A 19,218-nucleotide genomic window follows, 5' to 3' on the forward strand; every position below is an offset into this window, starting at 1 on the left:
GGCGACGCGGTCGCCCGCCTCGAGACCGAGGGATTCGAGGGCGTTCGCCGCGCGGGAGACGTCGTCCTTCAACTGCGCGTAGGTGATGTCACGGCTGTCGCCGGGCTCGCCGACCCAGTGGATGGCGACCTGGTCGCCGTGCCCGGAATCGACGTGGCGGTCCACGCAGTTGTACGCGACGTTCAGCTTCCCGCCCACGAACCACTTCGCGACCGGCGCATTGGTCCAGTCCAGTACCTGCGACCACTTCGTTTCCCAGTGCAGGCGCTCGGCCTGCTTGGCCCAGAACGCTTCCCGGTCGGCGTCGGCTTCGGCGTAGAAGTCGGCGGTGGCATTCGCTTGCGCGCTGAAAGCCTCACTCGGGGGGAAGGTCCTGCTCTCCGTGAGCAAATTGTCCAGCGCCGGCGACTGCTCGGTCATGGTGCGATGCCTCCTGTGTTTCGCGTGTCTTCACGCCCGTTGGCACGCTATCGACGTTACGACGCGAAGTAAAAGGTTGCATCGTGGTTGCGCGCGGCATTCACACGCTTGAGGACAAAGCGGTACGGACCGCCGGCCATTCTGGTCCGGTCAGGGAGTAGACGACGGTGTCGCGGATGGTTCCGTCCGGCCGCACGCGATGCGCGCGCAGCACCCCTTCCCTTTGCGCGCCGAGACGTTCGATCGCCTTCTGCGACTTGAGGTTGCGGATGTCGGTCTCCCACGAGACGCGGTTCGCGCCGAGGTCGTCGAAAGCGTGGCGCAGCAACAGGAGTTTCGACTCGCGGTTGAGCCCGGTCCGCTGCCATTCGGAACCGATCCAGGTGTAGCCGACGGAAACGATCTTGTGGCGCGCGTTCATCGCGTAGAACGACGTCGTGCCCGCGACTTCGCCGGTGCGCGCGTCGATCTGCGCCCAGGCGCGGCGGTCGGTGTCGGCGAGGATGCCTTCGACCATCGCTTCGGCGGCGGCGAGATCCGCCGGCTGCCGGAGGCTGAGCCAGGTCCAGATCGCCGGGTCGGAGCCCGCCGCGAAGAGGCCCTTGGTGTGGTCGCGGGTGAGGGGTTCGAGGCGGACGCGTTCTCCGGTCAAGGTCGCATGGTCGTTCCAGTCGGTCACGATCTTGACGGTACGACCGGCAATGGCCTCACTGGATAGCCAGTTTCGAAGCATTCGAGAAGGCCACTACGGCGTTGCCTATGCTCGCGGGAACGATCGACGAAGGCGAGGCACCATGGCCGAAGAGCGGGAAGAGCTCACCTGGGAGTTGTTCGGGACGGCCAGCAGGGATCTGGCACAGGCCGTCGCCGACGACGGCTTCGAGCCGGACCTGATCCTGTCGATCGCGCGCGGCGGGCTGTTCGTCGCGGGTGCGCTCGGCTACGCGCTGGACGTCAAGAACCTGCACGTGATGAACGTCGAGTTCTACACCGGCGTCGACCAGCGTCTCGACCTGCCGGTGATGCTGCCGCCGGTGCCGAACGTCGTGGACCTGACGAAGAAGAAGGTGCTCGTCGCCGACGACGTCGCGGACACCGGTGCGACGCTGAAGCTGGTCCGCGACTTCTGCGCCGACCACGTCGCCGAGGTGCGCTGCGCGGTCGTCTACGAGAAGCCGCGCTCCGAGGTCAAATGCGAGTACGTCTGGAAGCACACGGACCGGTGGATCAACTTCCCGTGGTCGGTGCAGGCGCCCGTGGTGCGGCGCGCGGGTCAGGTGCTGGACGCGTGACGGATCCGCTGAAGCCGCTTCTGGACCTCGAAGGGGTCGCGGCGGCCGCGAAATCGGCTCAGGACGCGGTGTTCGCCGTCCACCGGCTGCCCGCCAACCTGCGCGGCGGCGCGGCGACGGCCGCCGAAGCCTCCGTGCGGTCGGCGCGGGCGTCGGCCGGGATCGAGGGCGCCGCGCCCGAACTGCCGGAATCCGGTGAGGTGACCGATCCGGTGCTGGCGGGCGCGCTGCGGGTCGCGGAAGCGCTCGAAGGACTGCTCCCGACGTGGCGGCGCGCGCCGCTGCAGGCGTTGGCGCGTTTGCACGTTCTCGCCGCGTCGGATCTGGTGACGGATCTCGACGCGCTGGGGCGGCCGCGGTCGTCCGGTGACGTCGGGCCGCGGCTGGAGCTGCTGGCGCAACTGGTCACCGGCGCGACGTCGGTGCCGGGTCCGGTGCTGACCGCCGTCGTGCACGGGGAACTGTTGGCGCTCAAGCCTTTCGGCTCGGCGGACGGCGTCGTCGCGCGGGCGGCGGCACGGCTTTCCGCGGTGGCGACCGGGCTCGACCCGAAGGCGCTGACGGTGCCGGAGGTCGCGTACTTCCGGCGGGTGCCGAAGTACCTCGAAGCCGCAACGGGCTTCTCCAGCGGGACTCCCGACGGCGTCCGCGCTTGGCTGCTCTTCTCGTGCGAAGCGTTCGAGGCGGGCGCTCGTGAGGCGAAGTCCATCTCCGACGCCGCCGGCTGACCCCCTCCCGCATTTCGTCCTCTGAATGCGGTAGTTCGCGATGTCAACTACCGCATTCAGAGGACGAAATGCGTGGGTGGGGTGAGCCCACATGGGATCTTGCCCAGGTGTGGTGCGTGACCACATGGCTTAAGCGCGCCGGGAGACCTAACGTCGTCCGGCATGAGTGGTGCGTATCACAGCGATCTGGCGGGTAAGTCCGCGCTGGTCACGGGCGCGGCCGGCGGGATCGGCCTGGCCTGCGCCGAAGCGCTGTCACAAGCCGGGGCCAAGGTCCACCTCGTCGACATCGACGACGCCGTCGAGAAGGCGGCGGCCGACGTCGACGGCATCGCGCACGTCGTCGACCTCACCGACGCCCAGGCCGTCGAGACCCTCCCCGCCGAGATCGACATTCTCGTCAACAACGCCGGTTTCCAGCACATCGCGCCGATCCACGAGTTCCCGCCGGAGACGTTCACCCGCATCCATGCGCTGATGGTCACCGCGCCGTTCCTGCTCATCCGCCGCGCGCTGCCGAGCATGTACGAACGCGGCTGGGGGCGCGTGGTCAACATGTCCAGCGTCCACGGCCTCCGCGCGAGCCCGTTCAAATCCGCGTACGTCACCGCCAAACACGCGCTCGAAGGCCTCTCCAAGGTCACCGCGCTCGAAGGCGCGGAACATGGCGTGACCAGCAACTGCGTCAACCCGGGCTACGTCCGGACACCGCTGGTCACCGGCCAGCTCCAGGCACAGGCCGAAGAGCACGGGCTCGAACGCGACGCCGTCATCGAGCAGGTCCTGCTGCGGCGGTCGGCGATCAAACGGCTCATCGAACCGGCGGACGTCGCCGCGTGCGTGCTCTGGCTGTCCGGCGACCACGCCGCCCACGTCACCGGTACCTCCATCCCCCTCGACGGCGGCTGGACCGCCGCGTGAACCCCTCCCCAGAAAGGATCTCCCCGGTGACCACCCAGAACCGCGGCTCGATCGCGAAGGTCGTCAGCGCCAGCCTGATCGGCACGACGATCGAGTGGTACGACTTCTTCCTCTACACCTCCGCCGCGGCGCTGGTGTTCGGCAAATTGTTCTTCCCCACCAACGATCCGCTCACCGGGACCCTGCTCGCGTTCCTCACCTACGCCGTCGGCTTCCTCGCCCGGCCCATCGGCGGGCTGGTGTTCGGGCATTTCGGTGACCGCGTCGGCCGCAAGAAGCTGCTGGTGCTGAGCCTGCTGCTGATGGGCGGGTCGACCTGTGCGATGGGCATCCTCCCGACCTACGCGACCGTCGGTGTGGTGGCGCCGATCCTGCTGACGCTGCTGCGGCTCGTGCAGGGTTTCGCGCTCGGCGGCGAATGGGGCGGCGCGGTGCTGATCGTCTCCGAACACGGCGACGACCAGCGCCGCGGGTTCTGGGCGTCGTGGCCGCAATGCGGTGCTCCCGGCGGCAACCTGCTCGCGACGGCGGTCTTGGCGATCCTCGCGGCGACGCAGTCCGACGAGGCGTTCCTCAGCTGGGGCTGGCGGATCCCGTTCCTGCTGTCCGGGGTACTCGTGGTGATCGGGCTGTGGATCCGGCTCGCGGTCAGCGAATCACCCGTGTTCCTCGCGGCGCAGAAGAACGACACGACCACGCACGCGCCGGTCGTCGAGGTGTTCCGCAAAAGCTGGCGCGCTGTGCTGATCACGATCGGTTCGCGGATGGCGGAGAACGTCTCGTACTACGTGATCACCGCGTTCATCCTCGTCTACGTCACCACCGGGCTGAGCCTGCCGAAATCGGTGGGACTCAACGCGGTGCTCATCGGTTCGGCCGTGCACTTCGTGACGATTCCCTTGTGGGGCAAGCTTTCCGACCAGATCGGCCGTCGCCCGGTCTATCTGTTCGGCGCGATCGGCATGGCGGTGTGGAGTTTCGTGTTCTTCGCGATGCTCGACACGAAGAACTCCGGCGTCATCATCCTCGCGGCGACCATCGGCCTGGTGCTGCACGGGGCGATGTACGGCCCGCAGGCCGCGTTCTTCTCCGAGCAGTTCCCGACGCGGGTGCGCTACACCGGGCTTTCGGTCGGCGGTCAGCTGTCTTCGATCGCGGCGGGCGCGGTGGCGCCGCTCATCGCGGTCGCGTTGTTCAAGGAGTTCGGCAGCACGGTCCCGGTCTCGCTCTACGTGGTCTCGATGTGCGCGCTGACCGTGATCGCCCTGCTCGCCGCCCGCGAGACCAAGGGTGAATCCCTGCACTCCGACGTTCTCACGGAGCGCGGTCACGTGTCAGCATGACCGCTGTGGACGGATCCGCGCAGTTGCGCCGGCTGCTCGAACTGCTCGCCTCCGGCGCGGGCAGCGAGCAGCTGGCGCACGTCCCCGTCGACCCGAAGGCCACCGAGCTGGCGCTGCGGATCCGGGACACCGTCGCCGAGCACCGGCGGCGCGAGGCGGAGCTGGCCGCGTTGTTCGACACGGCCAGCGACCTCGCGCGGCTGGACGATCCGGACGCCGTCCTCCGGTCGATCGTGCGGCGGGCGCGGGCGTTGCTCGGCGTGGACGTCTCGTATCTGAGCCTCAACGACGAGACCGAGGGCAAGACCTACGTCCGGGTCACGGACGGGTCGGTTTCGGCGCTGTTCCAGGACATCGTGCTCGGTATGGGCGAGGGGCTCGGCGGGCTGGTCGCGCAGACCGCGCGGCCGTACGCGACGGCGGATTACTTCAACGACAAGCGGTTCCGCCACACGTCGTCGATCGACACCGGAGTGCTCGACGAGGGATTGACCGCGATCCTCGGGGTGCCGCTGGCGATCGGCAGCAAGGTCATCGGGGTCCTGTTCGCCTCGGACCGGACCACGCGGGAGTTCTCTCCCGACGAGGTCGCGCTGTTGTCGTCGCTGGCCGACCACGCGGCGATCGCGCTGGACAACGCGCATCTGCTCGACGAGACGCGCCGCGCGGTCGCCGAACTGAACGCCGCGAACGCGACGATCAGCGCGCACAACGACGCGATGCGCCGCGCCGAGGACGCCCACGACCGGCTGATGGATCTCGTGCTGCGCGGGGGTGACCTGGCCGAGGTCGCCGCCGCGGTCGCGGACGTGCTCGGCGGCGCCATCGCCGTCTACGACGCGGACGGCGCGGTGCTCGCGCGGACCGACGGCGAACTGAATCTTTCGCGCACCGCGGTTTCCGCGTCCAGGGCGAGCGGGCGCGCGGTGTCCACTGAGGACGGTTGGCTGTGCGCGGTCCAGGCGGGGCAGGAATTCCTCGGCAGCCTGGTGCTGGGCGGCGGACGCTCGCTCGGCGAGGCCGACCGGCGACTGTTCGAGCGGGCGGGCGTGGTCACCGCCGTGCTGCTGATGCAACGGCGGTCCGTCGCGCGCGCCGAGGACGAGGTGCGCGGCGAGCTGCTGTCGGATCTGCTCACCGCGCCCGGCCGCAATCCGGCCGCGCTGCTGGCGCGCGGTCGACGGCTGGGAGTCGATTTGTCGACATCGCACGCGGTGCTGATCGCGCATTCCGACGACGTTTCCCGGCGACGGCTCGCCGCGGCGGCTTCGCGGCACGCGGACCTCGTCGGGGTCCACGCCGACGAGGTGGTCCTTCTGGTGCGTGGCGCGGATCCCGGCTCGTTGGCGCGATCCGTCGCTGCCGAACTTAAGTCCACAATGGACTGTCCGGTGACGGTGGGCGCGGCGGGGCCGGCCGCCTCCCCGAAGGCACTGGCCGTGGCGCACGCCGAAGCCGCGCGATGCGTCGCGTCGTTGCTGGCGCTGGGCCGGGCGGGGGAAGGTGCGAGCATGGCCGACCTCGGGTTCGTCGGGCTGCTCCTCGGCGAGCACGCCGACCTCGGTGCGTACGTGACCGCCACGATCGGCCCGGTGCTCGACTACGACGAACGCCGCGGTACGGACCTGATCGGCACGCTCCGCGCGTATTTCGCCTGTGGCGGCAACTTGACGCGGGCGAAGGATCTGCTCCACGTGCACGTCAACACCGTCGTCCAGCGGCTGGACCGCATCGCGTCACTGCTGGGCGAGCAATGGCAGGCGCCCGAGCGCGCGCTGGAACTCCAGCTCGCGCTCAGGCTGCATCGCCTCACCAGTGACCGAAACGGATGACGTCGTCGAAGTCGCGGCGGGCGACCGTGGTCGGCGACGAACCGGGTGACGGACCGGATTCGGCGCCGTGCCCGAGCGCCACGACACCGATCGGGTCGTGATCCTCCGGCACGCCGAACTCGCCGTGGAGCCGCTCCACGCTCTCCGGTGCCAGCCCGAAGAACACCGCGCCGAGACCTTCGTCGACGGCCGTCTGGAGGATCAGCATCGTAGCCATCCCGGTGTCGACGTCCCAGTACGGCACGCGCCACCACGAATCGTCCCGATCGGTGAACCCCTTGTCCGGCTTGGCATAACGGTCGAGGTACGCGTTCTTGACCGAAAGCGGGACGATCGCGACCGGGGCCGTGGTCACGGTTTCCGGCGCCCAGCTCGCGCCGAACTCCCAGAATTTGGCGAGTTCTTCGCCGGTGAGGACGAGAAATCCTTGTCCCTGTGAGAATCCGGCCGAGGGACCTTTGAGCGCGTTGCGCAGGATGCGCTGAAGGCTCGCCTCGGCGACGGGCTCGTCGGTGAACTTCCGGACCATGCGACGGCGTCGTACGACGTCCTGGAATTCCATGCGATCAGCTTAGTGCGCAAGAGGTCGCCAGGTCACCGCTCGCGCGCGGGATCGTCGCCGAAGCGGGCGGGCGGACGCCGTCGAGCCAGCCTTCGAGAGCGCTGAAAGCCGTACGGAAACACGGGCCGATCGGGCGCAGCTTGTCCGGGTACGCGTCGTACAGGCCGTCGACGTGGTTGCCGTCGGCGATCCGGTAGTAGCGCTGCAGACCGGCGCGGCCCTGATCGGTGACCATCCGCTGGTAGACATCGGAATCGCGGGTGATCGGCAGGAGTGTGTCGAGGGTGCCGTGCAGGGTGATCAGCGGTTTGCCGATCCGGCCGGTCAGCGAAATCCGTTCGACCGCGCGGTGCACCGATCGCGGGCGAGCGGCGTAGTCGTAATCGGTCCCGGTGAACGACGGGTCGAATTCGGCCTGATAGATCCGTCGGGTCAGGCCCCAGTAGACGTCGTTGTGGTACTTCCAGAGGAATTCCGAACCCGGCGCGAAGCCGGCGTCGAGGATCTCCTGGTGGGCTTGCGCGGAACCGGCGGCGTACGCGGGATAGGCCTTGATCGCGGGCGGCAGGAAGGTGAACAGGTTCGGGCCGTCTTCGTGCCAAAGCGTGCCCTCCCAGTCGATTCCGCCGTCGTAGAGCCACGGCCGGTTCTCGAGCTGCCAGCGGACGAGGTAGCCGCCGTTCGACATCCCGGCCGCGAGGGTGCGGCTCGGCAGACGCCCGTAGCGGTGCGCGACGGCCGCCTTCGCGGCGATGGTCAGCTGCGTGACCCGCGAGTTCCACTCGGCGATCGCGTCACCGGGACGGCGTCCGTCGGTGTGGAAGTCGGCGCCGGTGTTGCCCTTGTCGGTCGCGGCGAACGCGTAACCGGCGGCGAGGACCTGGTCGCCGATCGCGCGATCGTTCGCGTACTGCCGTCGCACGCCGGGCGATCCCGAGACCACGAGGCCGCCGTTCCAGCGATCGGGCAGCCGCAGCACGAACTGCGCGTCGTGGTTCCAGCCGTGCGTCGTGTTGGACGTCGACGAATCCGGGAAGTAGCCGTCGATCTGGATACCGGTAACACCCTTGGGTGCGGGGAAACCGGCGGAGGTGAGCCCGGCCCAGTCGGACTGCACGGTATGGCCGGTGGCCAGCGTGCCGGTGGTGGTCAGATCGTCCAAACAGGACAGTCGTTGGGTCGCGGCGCCGGGAACGCGCACGTTCCCGCAACCGCTCGCCGCCTGGGCGGGGGTGGCCAGGGCCAGCATCATCGCGAGGACCAGGAAGAGCCGCATCGGCCGACGGTAAGCGGGCGTTCCGCGGATCGGTACCCGGCACGACCACACAAAACGCGCCGTCGCTGTGGTGGTCTTCCACGTGGAAACCCCGCCGGCGCCGGTTTTAGCCTCGGGTGATGCGAAAACTCCTCATCGGCGCGGTGGTTTCGGCATTGACCCTTCTCTTCGCGACTCCGGCACAGGCGGCGACGATCCGTCCGGTGACCGGGTTCGGGAGCAATCCCGGTGCTTTGCAGATGTTCGAGTACGTTCCCGACGGGCTGCCGTCCGGACGTCCGGCGGTGGTGGTGCTGCACGGCTGCACGCAGGACGCCGCCGGATACGCGCGTGGCTCCGGCTGGGTCGGGCTCGCGGACAAGCTGCGGTTCAAACTCGTTCTGCCGCAGCAGGTCTCGGCGAACAACTTCAGCAAATGCTTCAACTGGTTCCAGGCGGCGGACATCAAACGCGGCTCCGGGGAAGCCGAATCGATCGCGCAGATGGCGCGGTATTCGGCCGGGAGCCGGACGTACGTGACCGGCTTGTCGGCCGGTGGCGCGATGACTTCGGTGCTGCTGGCGGCGTATCCGGAACTCTTCGCGGGCGGCGGTGTCGTCGCGGGGCTGCCTTACGGCTGTGCGGCCTCGATGATCGACGCGTACTCCTGCATGAACCCCGGCAAGGATCTGACCCCGAAGCAATGGGGCGACAAGGTACGCGCCGCGGGCACGGGGGCGCGTTCGCCGGTCAGCGTCTGGCACGGGACCGCGGACTACACGGTCGCTCCGATGAACATGCGCGAGCTTTCCGAGCAGTGGACCGACGTCGGCGCGGCCGTCGACACGCACGCCGTCAGCGGGATGGGGCACGGCCAGCCGATCGCGCCGGGGTCCGGCTGCGGGCAGGCGGGGCCGTATCTGCTCGATGTCGGTGTGTGCGCCGCGGCGGAACTCGCGGCGAAGTGGCGGCTAAGCGAGGACGGCGTCCAGTAGCCCGGGGAAGCGCGCGTGGACGTCCTCGGTCCGTAGCTCGACCCAGCGGGTCCGGCCCTCGACGAACGTCGTCGTGAGGCCGGCCTCGCGCAACACCTTCCAGTGGTGGGAGAGCGTCGGCGCGCTGATGTCGACGTCGTACTCGGTGACGGCGCAGCTTCGCGGCGAAGGGTTGCTTCGCAGGGCGCGGATCAGCTCCAGGCGCACGGGATCCGCGAGCGCCTGGAGCACCGGCACGATCTCGATCTCGTCGATCGACGGCTGCGGCAGCGTGCTGCTCACGGCGCTCCAAACTATTTGACAGTCATCGAACAGTCCCGCCACTATACCTCCTATGACGATTCGACGATCATCAAATGATCGGCTCGCTCTGGGGGCTCTGCTGGTACTCGCCGTCGGGACGTTCACCGTCGGCACCGACGGATTCGTCCTGAACGGGCTGCTGCCCACCATCGCCGCCGACCTGCGGGTCTCCGAGGCCGTCGCGGGCCAGCTGACCACGGTCTTCGCGGTGACCTACGCGATTTCTTCGCCGCTGATCGCGGCTTTCACCGGACGGCTCGACCGGCGCTGGGTGCTCGGCGCGGGGATGGTGCTGTTCACGATCGGCATGGCCGGTCAGGCGCTCGGCGAATCCTTCGCCGTGGTCGCCGTCGCCCGGGTGCTGGCCGCCCTCGGGGCCGCCGCGTTCCAATCCAACGCCTATGTGCTCGCCGGCGCGCTGGCGTCGGACGAGCGCCGTGGCCGCGCGCTGGCCACGGTCTCCAACGGGATGAGCGTGTCGATGGTGCTCGGCGTGCCGATCGGGGTGCTGGCCGGGAACTGGTTCGGCTGGCGTGCGGTGATGTGGGGGATCGGCGCGGTGGCGCTGATCGTGATGCTGCTCGTGCCGCTGCTGCCCGGGGTTCGGATGCCGACGGTGTCGTTGCGCGACAGGCTCGCCGTCGTGGCGCGGCCGCCGATCGCGCGCGTGCTCGGCGTGAGCGTCCTCGGCACCGCCGCGGGCTTCGCGGCCTTCGTGTACCTGCCGGTGCTGGTGGCTCCGGTGGCGGCGGGCGCGACGATCTCGTGGCTGCTCGTCGGCTTCGGCATCGGGCAGATCGTGGGCAACGCCTTCGCGGGCCGGGCGACGGACTCGCTGGGGCCTTCGCGCGTTCGGTCGATCTCGCTGATCGGGACGGTCGTGACGTTCGCGCTGCTGGACGTCGCCGTGCTGAGCCTGCCCGGTTCGCTGGTCCTCGCGCTGGCATCAGGGGTCTTCGGCGGCATGCTGATGGTGCCGCAGCAGCACCGGTTGTTCTCGCTGGCGCCTGACGCGCCGACGGTCGCCATGGGGCTCAACGGTTCCGCGATCTACGGCGGTGGCGCTCTCGGTGCCGCGCTGGGCGGTGTCGTCCTGTCTTCCGCCGGTGTCTGGTGGATCGGTCCCGTTGCCGCCTTCGTCGCTCTGCTGGGCTTCGCGCTTTCGGTGCCTTCGCGGGCGAAGGTGCCCGAGCCCGCGTGACCGAGGGGAGCAAGGGACCTTTGCTACCACTTCTCTCGACGTTGAGACAAGTGGTAGCAAGGGTCCCTTGCTCTCTTTCCGCAGGTCAGAGGCGCTGCTTGACCGACCAGCGCTCCTCGATCCGCCCGAAGCGCCACACCAGGAGCGCGAAGAGCCACGTAAGCACGAAGAGCGCGACAACCGCGTAGCCCACGTAGTCGAGACTCAGCGACCCGATGGCCGCGAGCGGTCCGGTCGTGATGCCGAACCGTTCGGTGATGATCGAGATGACCTCGATCGTCCCGATGAGCAAGGCGACCGCGACGGAAAGCGCCGTCACGATGAGGTTGTAGTAGATCTTCCGCACCGGCTTCGCGAACGCCCAGCCGTACGCGTAGTTCATGAAGCAGCCGTCGGCGGTGTCGAACAGCGTCATCCCCGCGGCGAACAGGATCGGCAGCACCAGGATCGCGTACCAGGGCAGGGAGAACGCCGCCGCGCCGCCGGCGAGCACCAGCAGGCTGATCTCGGTCGCGGTGTCGAAGCCGAGACCGAACAGCACGCCGATCGGGTAGATGTGCCAAGGCTTGCGCACCGCCTTGGTGGCCCCGCGGAGCAAGCGGTTCATGAAGCCGCGGTTGTCGAGCTGCCGCTCCAGCGCCGCTTCGTCGAACTCACCCCGCCGCATGCGCCGGAACACCTTCACGATGCCGACGAGCACCACCAGGTTCATGATCCCGATGAGGTACAGGAACACCGCCGAAACGGACGTCCCGATCAGCCCGGTCGCCTCGTGCAGTGCCGACGAGTCGTCCTCGACGGCCCCGGCGAGCGCGCGGACGCCGAGCGACAGCAGCAGGCACAGGACGAAGACGATCGTCGAATGGCCGAGGGAGAACCAGAAACCGACCGAAAGCGGCCGTTGCCCGTCGGCCATCAGCTTGCGGGTGGTGTTGTCGATCGCGGCGATGTGGTCCGCGTCGAACGCGTGCCGCGTCCCGAGTACGAACGCCGTGACGCCGAGGCCGACCCCGAACACGCCCGTGGCGCCGAGCTCGTACTGGCGCGGCGCCACGAAAAGCGTCAGGACCCCCCAGCCGATGACGTTGAGCGCCAGGATGAAGGAGGCCATCCCGGCGACGGACACCCGTTCGCGTCGCGTGAGCGCGAAGCGTCGGGATGAACGGGTCTGTCCGCCGGTGTTCAGCTCGCGCGCACCCTGAGGGAGTCGAGAGCCTTTCGTACGTGGCCATCGCTGGCCGTCAGCGCCTTCGCCGCACTCGCGACGTCTTCGCCGGACAGCAGATGGACCAGCGCGACCTTGAGGTCGCCGTCGGCCTCGGTGAGCGCGTCGGAGCAGTCCGCCATGCTCATGCCGGTGGCCTCGCGCAGGATCCGGATGGTCCGCCCGCGCAGCTTCGCGTTGGTCGCCCGCATGCTCACCATCAGGTTCGAATACGTGCGGCCGAGCTTGATCATCGTCGCGGTGGAGAACGCCGTGAGGATGATCTTCTGCGCCGTGCCCGCCTTCATCCGCGTCGATCCGGCGATCGCCTCGGGGCCGGTGTCCACCGCGATGAGGACGTCGACACCCGGCGGCGTCACCGCTGCCGGATTGCCCGAGACCAGCGCGGTACGGGCACCGCGACGGCTGGCCGCGGCCAGCGCGCCGAGGACGTAGGGCGTCCGGCCGGAAGCCGTCAGCCCGAGCACGAAGTCGCCGGGCGCGACGGTCTCGGCCACCTCGGCGGCTCCGGCCTTCGCGTTGTCCTCGGCGTCTTCGACGGCCTGGCGCAGAGCGCGCGCGCCGCCCGCGTGATGCGCGATGAACCAATCGGAGGGCACGTTGAACGTCGGCACGAGCTCCGCCGCGTCCAACGTCGCCAGCCTGCCGGAAGTACCGGCCCCGAAGTAGTGCACGCGGTGTCCCGACCGCAGCGCTTCCACGGCGAAGTCGACCGCCCGCGCCACCTGCGGCAGCACCGCGGCGACGGCTTCGGGGACCCGGCGGTCCTCGGCGTTGATCGCGCCGAGGATGCCCATGGTCGACATCAGGTCGATGTCGGTCGTCCGTGGATTGCGCTGTTCGGTTGGCGAGTCGACGTGCACCACCTGGCGTGGGACGGTCATCATGCGCCTCACTTTTTCGCTCATTTGCCGGTTTCCCGCGGCCGCCGCCTGCCGTCGGGCCGGACGCCCAGACGGTGCGAGCCAACCGCGTCCCTGGTCGCGTCGAGCGCGTTGACCGACGCGTCCATGTGCCGCTGCGCGACACCGATGAACAGGCAGTCGATGACGGTCAGCTGCGCGATGCGACTGGCGGTCGCACCCGAGCGGAACGTCGTCTCCCGCGAGGCCGTGGTCAGCACGTGGTCGGCGACCTCGGTGATCGGTGAACGCGGGAAGTTCGTCACGGCGACGGTGATCGCGCCGTGCTCACGCGCCACCCGCAGCGCCTCGACGGTGTCCGTGGTCGCGCCCGTGTGGGAGATGCCGATCGCGACGTCGCCGGGGCTCAGCACGGCGGCCGAGGTGAGCATGATGTGCGTGTCCGACCAGGCGAAGCTGACCCGCCCGATGCGGTGCAGCTTCTGCTGCAGGTCCGCGGCGACGAACGCGCTCGCGCCCACGCCGTAGACGTCCACGCGGCCCGCGCCGGCCACGATGTCGATCACGCGCTGTAGCGACGGGACGTCGAGCTGGTCGGCCGTCTCTTCCACGGCGCGTGCGTCCGCGAAGCTGACCTTGCCGATCACCGCGGCCAGGTCGTCCTCCGGCCCGATCTCGCCGCCGAGGTTGCGGGTCGACCGCGCCTCGGAACGGGCGGTGTCGGCCGCCAGGGCGATCCTGAGCTGCGGATACCCGCCGACGCCGACCGCCTTGCAGAACCGCGTGACGGTGGTTTCGCTGGTGTTCGCCGCGAGCGCGACCTCGGTGATGCTGCGCCGCGCGACCTGCGCGGGGTCGTCGAGGACGACCTTCGCGACGCGCTGCTCGGCCCGGGCGAGCCCGGGCAGGAGGGAGCGAATCCGGACGAGCGGGCTCGCGTCAGCGTCCCGTGTCGGCTGCGCCGGCACGGCCTCGGACGGTGCGGCCGCGATTACGGATTCGGTATCGCCCACCGTGGGAAAGTTACTAACCGTTGGCATCTGCGACAAGGCTACCCACACCCTTCGGGAAGATCGCAACCTATCCGTGTCTGCGGATTCGATTTGCGATTAATCGTTGACCAGAAAGTCGCTAACCAGGCTGAGGTCGTTAACGAGGTCGAGCTAACGACTTGGCAACTTAGTGTCGCGACGCAAGGGGCCGTGTCCCGGTCAACGGGGTGGTCCGGTCAGCACGACGGAGCCGATTGGCTACCTAGTGCTCAACTTCCAGCCGGTAGCGACGAAAGTAGGGGGATTATGCTCACTGTCCAGCAGTATGCGGCCGCGTTCAGTGACTTTCACACCGTCCAAGGAAATTCCCCGTCCGGTGTAACGGGCATCGGTCGTGTAACGCCAGCGGAGGGTGATTTGTGAGCTTTGCGACACCTCGGCGGCGGCCCGCCACCAAGCGCGATGGCCATGGCCGCCGAGCCCGGTTTGGTCCCCGGCGGGGGCACCTGGTCCGGAAGCACGCAGGGTAATCGATTTCCAGGTGGCTCCGCCGTCGGTACTTATTTCCAGGAACAGCGAATCCGAGGGGCCTTCGGTGTCCACGAAGGTGTCGAAGGAGACCTTCAGCGGCCCGCCGCGCGTCTGTAACGGCGGGGTCGTGAGCGTGGCCGTGGAGACGTCCCCGGCGCCGCTGAACCACGCTTCGCGGCCGTGCGCCGGGCGGACGGCCATCGCCTTCGCGAGCGAACTCGCCCACGTCTCCCTGGCGAGGTTGATCGAGCCCCAGTTCCGCGTCGGGTGCACGCGGTTGGTGAGCAGGATCGCGAACGACCGCGACAGCGGGTCGATCACCAGCGAGGTCCCGGTGAAGCCGGTGTGCCCGGCCGTCGACGGGGCCGACAGCGCGCCCATGTACCAAGGCTGGTCGAGTTCGAAGCCGAGCCCGTGCGCGTTGTCGGGGAACTTGTGGTTGTAGTTCGTCAGCATCGCCCGCACGGTCTCCTCGCGCAGGATCCGGTGACCGCGGTACGCACCGCCGTTGAGGATCGTCTGCGCCAGCACCGCCATGTCGGGGGCAGTGGAGAACACGCCCGCGTGCCCGGCGACGCCGCCCAAGGACCAAGCGTTCTCGTCGTGCACTTCGCCGCGTACGAGCCCCCGAGGCGGCTTCGCGGCGTACTCGGTCGCCGCGACCCTGGCGAGTTTCGACGCCGGCGGGTTGTACCCGGTGTCGACCAGACCCAGAGGTGCGGAAATGCGGTCCTGGACGACCTTGTCCAGCGGTGCCCCGGCCACCTTTTCGACCAGGAAGCCGAGCGTCAGCAGGTTGATGTCGGAGTAGAGGTACGTGCTGCCCGGCGCGTTCTTCAGCGGGCTGTCGAGGACGGCCTTCCGGCGGGACGGGATGTCCGGGTAGCCCTCCCACAGCGACGGGAGCGGTGTCGCGGCGAAGCCCGAGACGTGGGTGAGCAGCTGCTGGACGGTGACGGACTCCTTGCCGTTCACCCCGAACTCCGGCAGATACCGCACCACCGGCGCCGAGATGTCCACCTTGCCCGACTCGGCCAGCTGCATCACCGCGATGGAGGTGAACAGCTTCGAGATCGAGGCCATGTCGAAGATGGTGTCCGCGCGCATCGGCACCTGCTGCCCGGGCGGCAGTTCCGTGCCTTGGGCGTCGGCGTAGCGGACCGCGCCGCCGACGGCCTGGCGCTCGACGACGACGCCGTCGTGCGCGAGCAGGCCGACCGCCCCGGAGAAGTGCGGATGCCCGGTGGCGTCCGGCTTCGTCCAGCTCTCGATGAACCGCTCCGCCGCCTTGATCGGCTCGGGGTCGAGGCCGACTTCCGAGGGCGCGCCGTCGCGCAGCACGGTGGACGCGGGCGCGAAACCGCCACGCGGCTTGTCGAACCGGCCCGCCGTGCCGTTTCCCTGTTGTCCGGTACCCGGAATCGCCTGTGCTCCCGCCGTCGACAGCGTGGTCGCCGCGACCAGTACGGAGACGGCCGCGATCAGGATCTTCCTAACACGCACGGTCGTTCCTCTCAGCGGTAGATGAGATGGCGGCGGCGTTTCCGGTCGAACTCGGCCAGTTCCGCCTGCCAGGACCCGACGATCTCGTCCACCCCGGCGCCCTTGTCGATCATCGTGCGCAGCCGGTCGGAGCCCGAGAGCTTGTCGAGGAAATTGTCGGGGCGCCACTTGAACTTGTCCGGATGCACCTGTTTCGCGGTGACGAACATGGTGACCGCGGTGCGGATGGCGTCGAACGCCCGCGGATCGGTGATCGTCACCTGCACGCCGCCGCAGGGTTCGTTGACGAACTTGCCGAACGTCGGCACGAAATAGGCCTCACGGAACTTCACGCCGGGAAGCCGTAGCTCGCCGAGCTTCTCGCGCCAGCGCCAGTCGAGACCCGGCGCGCCGATGATCTCGAACGGCCTGGTGGTGCCCCGGCCTTCGGAGAACACGGTGCCCTCGAACATCCCGGTGCCGGGATAGACGAGCGCGGTGTCGGGCGTCGGCATGTTCGGGCTCGGCGGGACCCAGGTCAGCCCGGTGCGGGCGAAGAGCTGATCGCGGCGCCAGTCACGCACCTCGACGATTTCGAGCTTGCCCGGCGTGACCCCTTCGGCAGGCAGGAACTCGGCCGTGAAGAACCGCGCGAGTTCGCCGACGGTCATGCCGTGCTGCTGCACGATCGGCTTCCGGCCGACACCCGAGGCGAACGCCGGGTCCAGCATCGGCCCGGCGGCCTTGCCACCGAGCGGATTCGGCCGGTCCAGTACGACGACCGCCGCACCGACCTTCGCCGCCGCGACCATCGCCGTGTACAGCGACCAGATGTAGGTGTAGAACCGCGCGCCGACGTCGGCGATGTCGAAGACGACGGTGTCGACGCCCGCCTTCGTGAACATCCCGGCGAGCTTCGTCGCGTCGGCTCCGTACGCGTCGTACACCGGCACGCCGGTGCGTGGGTCGGTGTAGTCGCCCTCGGAGCCGCCTGCCTGCGCGCTGCCGCGGAACCCGTGCTCCGGACCGAACGCGGCGAGCGGCCGGACGCCGGCGGCGACCATCGAGTCGACGATGTGGTCGCCGCTCGCCAGCACACCCGTCGGGTTCGACAGCACGCCGAGCTTGCGGCCGGACAGCGGCGCCCAGCCCCGGGCGGCGAGCACGTCCGCTCCGGTGCGGGTGAGCGGGGGACCTTTGCTCTCGCTTTCCGGCTGGGCCCCCGCGACCGAGGACCCGGCCGTCAGCGCGGGGACCGCGAGCGCGCCGGTGGCGAGGAAGTGGCGGCGGTTGAGGTTCACCAGGTCAGCCCGTGGCCGAAGGGGTACTTCACCGTGCCCACGTCCTTGCCCGCGGGAACGTCCACTGGCAGCTTGCCCTGCGGCGTCACCTTCCCGAGGATCACCTTCGCCAGCGCTTCGAGCGAAGGCGTGATGTAGCCGTACGTGGCGAGCCACGTCTTGATCGGGTTTTCGTAGCCGGCGTCGTAGGGGATCTGGGCGGCGACAGCGACGACGGGCTTCCCGGTGTCGGCCAGCGCCTGCAACAGCTTGCTCTGCAACGGATACGTGCCCACGTTGTTGGTCAGCACGACGACGAGGTCGACGTTCTTGGCCGCCGCGGCCGCCTGTGCGATCTGCGCGTCCGTCGGCGTCTGGCCGGTCTGCAGCGCGGTCGCCTGCGTGCCGTGCGCGGTGAGCTTCGCGGCCAGCGACGTCGTCGTGGTCGCGCCCCAGCCGGTCACGAGCGTCTTCGCGGGCTGCTGCTTGAGCGGCAGGACACCACCGTCGTTGCGGATCGCGGTGATCGATCGGTCGGCGATGCCCTGCGCGGTCGCGAGGTTGGCCGGGACACCGACCTTCGTCATCACCTTGGCCGGGTCGACGAACGGCGAGGTCAGGATGCCGCGGTTCAGCTTGAGCTTCAGCACCCGCAGGACGCTCTCGTCGATCCGCCGCTCGGTCAGCTCGCCCTTGCGGACGGCGTCGAGCACCGAGTTGATCGCGAGTTCGAGGTTCACCGGCATGAGCAGCTGGTCGATACCCGCCTTGAGGGCCAGCACCGGGATCTCCGCGTCGCTGTGCATCTCGCGCACCGCGTCCATCGAGAGGGAGTCGGTGACGACGACTCCGCGGTATCCGAGCTCTTCGCGCAGCTTGCCGGTGAGGATCGGCTTCGACAGCGTGGCGGGCTCGCCCGACGGGTCGAGGCTGGGGAACTGGATGTGCGCGCTCATGATCGAGTCGATGCCCGCCTTGATGGCGGCCTTGAACGGCGGCACGTCGGTCTCGCGCCAGCTGGCCTCGCTCCGGTCGATCCGGGGCAGTTCGTGGTGACTGTCGGTGGCCGCGTCGCCGTGGCCGGGGAAGTGCTTCGCGGCGGCCGACACCGTCTCGGAACGCCGTCCCGAGTTCTGGAAGCCCCTGACCTGGGCTTCGACGAACTGGCTCGCCAGCTCCGGGCGGCCGGAGAAGGATCGGACGCCGATCACCGGGTTCGCCGGGTTCGAGTTCACGTCGGCGTCGGGGGCGAAGTCCTGGTTGATGCCGACGGCGCGCAGTTCGTGCCCGAGGATCCGGGCGGCGTCCTGCGCGGCCTTGGTGTCACGGCCGGCCGAGATCGCCATCGCGTTCGGCAGTTCGGTGGCGGGGGAACCCATCCGGGTGACCGTGCCGCCTTCCTGGTCGGTCGCGATCTGCAGCGGGATGCGGGCGCCGCTGCGGAGGGCCGCCCGCTGGAGCCCGTTCGACAGCTTGGCGACCTGCACCGGGTCGTCGAAGTTGTCGCGGCTGTCGTTGTTGAAGTAGATGACGCCGCCAAGGTGGTACTTCTCGATCACCTGCGCGGGGGTGTCCACGCCGAAGTCGGCCTTGTTCTTGGCGTTGACCTCGTCGGCCGACTTCCCGTTCACCCACGTGACGAAGAGCTGCCCGACCTTCTGCTCCAGGGTCAACCCGCGCAGCGCCCGCTGCGCCTCCGCGTCGGCCGTCACCGGCTGCGCGGTCGCCGGTACGCCCGCGACACCCAGGGCGAGCAGACCCGCGAGGGGCAGGGCGAGCGCATGGATCCTCCGATGACGGGCGTGCGCGATTCGGGTCGTCACCTCAAGCCTCCCAGATTCGTGCCTGACTCTCAGATGGAAAGAAGTCCACCTGGAAGCACTGATATCCGGAAGCTACCCACGAGCACTTTGCTTGTCCATCGGCCACCCGCACGAACGGTCCGTTCATACACAAAGGGACGCGAAGGGGCCTGTCACGCTTGAAAACCTGG

At 69.0% G+C, this 19,218-nt stretch carries 18 protein-coding genes; 7 read left to right on the forward strand and 11 right to left on the reverse strand.

Features of this window, described 5'->3' with window-relative positions:
* On the reverse strand, window positions 1-420 hold a 420-nt coding region (locus tag ED92_RS08810), incomplete at its 3' end, for an acetyl-coenzyme A synthetase N-terminal domain-containing protein (RefSeq protein WP_037335079.1).
* 100 nt (window positions 421-520) lie between these two features.
* Complete coding sequence (locus ED92_RS08815) at window positions 521-1,099, reverse strand: GNAT family N-acetyltransferase (RefSeq protein ID WP_037335081.1); 579 nt, start codon at window positions 1,097-1,099, stop codon at window positions 521-523.
* Between the two features lie 115 nt (window positions 1,100-1,214).
* On the opposite strand from ED92_RS08815, the gene ED92_RS08820 reads away from it, so the two are divergent.
* The 5 genes from ED92_RS08820 to ED92_RS08840 all read left to right on the forward strand — a co-directional run bounded on the left by ED92_RS08820 (window position 1,215) and on the right by ED92_RS08840 (window position 6,536).
* On the forward strand, window positions 1,215-1,712 hold the full coding sequence (locus ED92_RS08820; RefSeq protein ID WP_007028464.1) for a phosphoribosyltransferase: 498 nt from the start codon (window positions 1,215-1,217) through the stop codon (window positions 1,710-1,712).
* Entirely contained in the window at window positions 1,709-2,440 is a 732-nt protein-coding gene (locus ED92_RS08825; protein ID WP_037335083.1) for a hypothetical protein, read from the forward strand. Before ED92_RS08820 ends, ED92_RS08825 begins: the two co-directional genes overlap by 4 nt.
* Window positions 2,441-2,602: 162 nt before the next feature.
* Entirely contained in the window at window positions 2,603-3,361 is a 759-nt protein-coding gene (locus ED92_RS08830) for a 3-hydroxybutyrate dehydrogenase (protein WP_037335086.1), read from the forward strand.
* A gap of 26 nt (window positions 3,362-3,387) precedes the next feature.
* A complete protein-coding gene (locus ED92_RS08835) occupies window positions 3,388-4,704 on the forward strand; it encodes an MFS transporter (protein ID WP_037335089.1) in 1,317 nt (438 codons plus the stop codon).
* Window positions 4,701-6,536: a GAF domain-containing protein gene (locus ED92_RS08840; protein WP_037335091.1), complete on the forward strand. Its 1,836-nt coding sequence runs from the start codon at window positions 4,701-4,703 to the stop codon at window positions 6,534-6,536. The genes ED92_RS08835 and ED92_RS08840 overlap by 4 nt, the downstream gene beginning before the upstream one ends.
* Here the strand turns inward: ED92_RS08840 and ED92_RS08845 are convergent.
* Complete coding sequence (locus ED92_RS08845) at window positions 6,514-7,098, reverse strand: nitroreductase family protein (protein WP_037335093.1); 585 nt, start codon at window positions 7,096-7,098, stop codon at window positions 6,514-6,516. The genes ED92_RS08840 and ED92_RS08845 overlap by 23 nt on opposite strands.
* 4 nt (window positions 7,099-7,102) lie before the next feature.
* Entirely contained in the window at window positions 7,103-8,374 is a 1,272-nt protein-coding gene (locus ED92_RS08850; protein ID WP_200882675.1) for a tannase/feruloyl esterase family alpha/beta hydrolase, read from the reverse strand.
* A gap of 119 nt (window positions 8,375-8,493) precedes the next feature.
* Between ED92_RS08850 and ED92_RS08855 the strand changes: the two genes are divergently transcribed.
* On the forward strand, window positions 8,494-9,348 hold the full coding sequence (locus ED92_RS08855) for a PHB depolymerase family esterase (protein WP_037335097.1): 855 nt from the start codon (window positions 8,494-8,496) through the stop codon (window positions 9,346-9,348).
* Here the strand turns inward: ED92_RS08855 and ED92_RS08860 are convergent.
* The gene (locus ED92_RS08860; RefSeq protein WP_037335099.1) at window positions 9,325-9,630 is read right to left on the reverse strand and encodes a helix-turn-helix transcriptional regulator; all 306 of its coding nucleotides are present in this window, start codon (window positions 9,628-9,630) and stop codon (window positions 9,325-9,327) included. The genes ED92_RS08855 and ED92_RS08860 overlap by 24 nt on opposite strands.
* 52 nt (window positions 9,631-9,682) lie before the next feature.
* On the opposite strand from ED92_RS08860, the gene ED92_RS08865 reads away from it, so the two are divergent.
* Window positions 9,683-10,852 carry an MFS transporter gene (locus ED92_RS08865; protein ID WP_037335101.1) on the forward strand — a complete coding sequence of 390 codons (1,170 nt, stop codon included), beginning with the start codon at window positions 9,683-9,685 and terminating at the stop codon, window positions 10,850-10,852.
* Between the two features lie 85 nt (window positions 10,853-10,937).
* Here ED92_RS08865 and ED92_RS08870 read toward each other — a convergent pair whose 3' ends face one another.
* The 6 genes from ED92_RS08870 to ED92_RS08895 all read right to left on the reverse strand — a co-directional run bounded on the left by ED92_RS08870 (window position 10,938) and on the right by ED92_RS08895 (window position 19,048).
* Window positions 10,938-11,978 (reverse strand): HoxN/HupN/NixA family nickel/cobalt transporter, encoded by a 1,041-nt coding sequence (locus tag ED92_RS08870; protein ID WP_200882676.1) that lies wholly within the window; start codon window positions 11,976-11,978, stop codon window positions 10,938-10,940.
* 56 nt (window positions 11,979-12,034) lie between these two features.
* Window positions 12,035-12,964: an N-acetylmuramic acid 6-phosphate etherase gene (locus ED92_RS08875; protein ID WP_037335103.1), complete on the reverse strand. Its 930-nt coding sequence runs from the start codon at window positions 12,962-12,964 to the stop codon at window positions 12,035-12,037.
* Between the two features lie 17 nt (window positions 12,965-12,981).
* On the reverse strand, window positions 12,982-13,980 hold the full coding sequence (locus ED92_RS08880) for a MurR/RpiR family transcriptional regulator (protein ID WP_369797381.1): 999 nt from the start codon (window positions 13,978-13,980) through the stop codon (window positions 12,982-12,984).
* Between the two features lie 210 nt (window positions 13,981-14,190).
* The gene (locus tag ED92_RS08885) at window positions 14,191-15,966 is read right to left on the reverse strand and encodes a serine hydrolase (RefSeq protein ID WP_152610841.1); all 1,776 of its coding nucleotides are present in this window, start codon (window positions 15,964-15,966) and stop codon (window positions 14,191-14,193) included.
* An 11-nt stretch (window positions 15,967-15,977) separates the two neighbouring features.
* The gene (locus ED92_RS08890; protein WP_037335105.1) at window positions 15,978-17,246 is read right to left on the reverse strand and encodes an exo-beta-N-acetylmuramidase NamZ domain-containing protein; all 1,269 of its coding nucleotides are present in this window, start codon (window positions 17,244-17,246) and stop codon (window positions 15,978-15,980) included.
* Entirely contained in the window at window positions 17,243-19,048 is a 1,806-nt protein-coding gene (locus tag ED92_RS08895) for a glycoside hydrolase family 3 protein (RefSeq protein WP_037335107.1), read from the reverse strand. Before ED92_RS08895 ends, ED92_RS08890 begins: the two co-directional genes overlap by 4 nt.
* Window positions 19,049-19,218: the final 170 nt, after the last annotated feature.

The organism is Amycolatopsis sp. MJM2582 (genome assembly GCF_000754115.1).
GTDB lineage: Bacteria > Actinomycetota > Actinomycetes > Mycobacteriales > Pseudonocardiaceae > Amycolatopsis > Amycolatopsis japonica.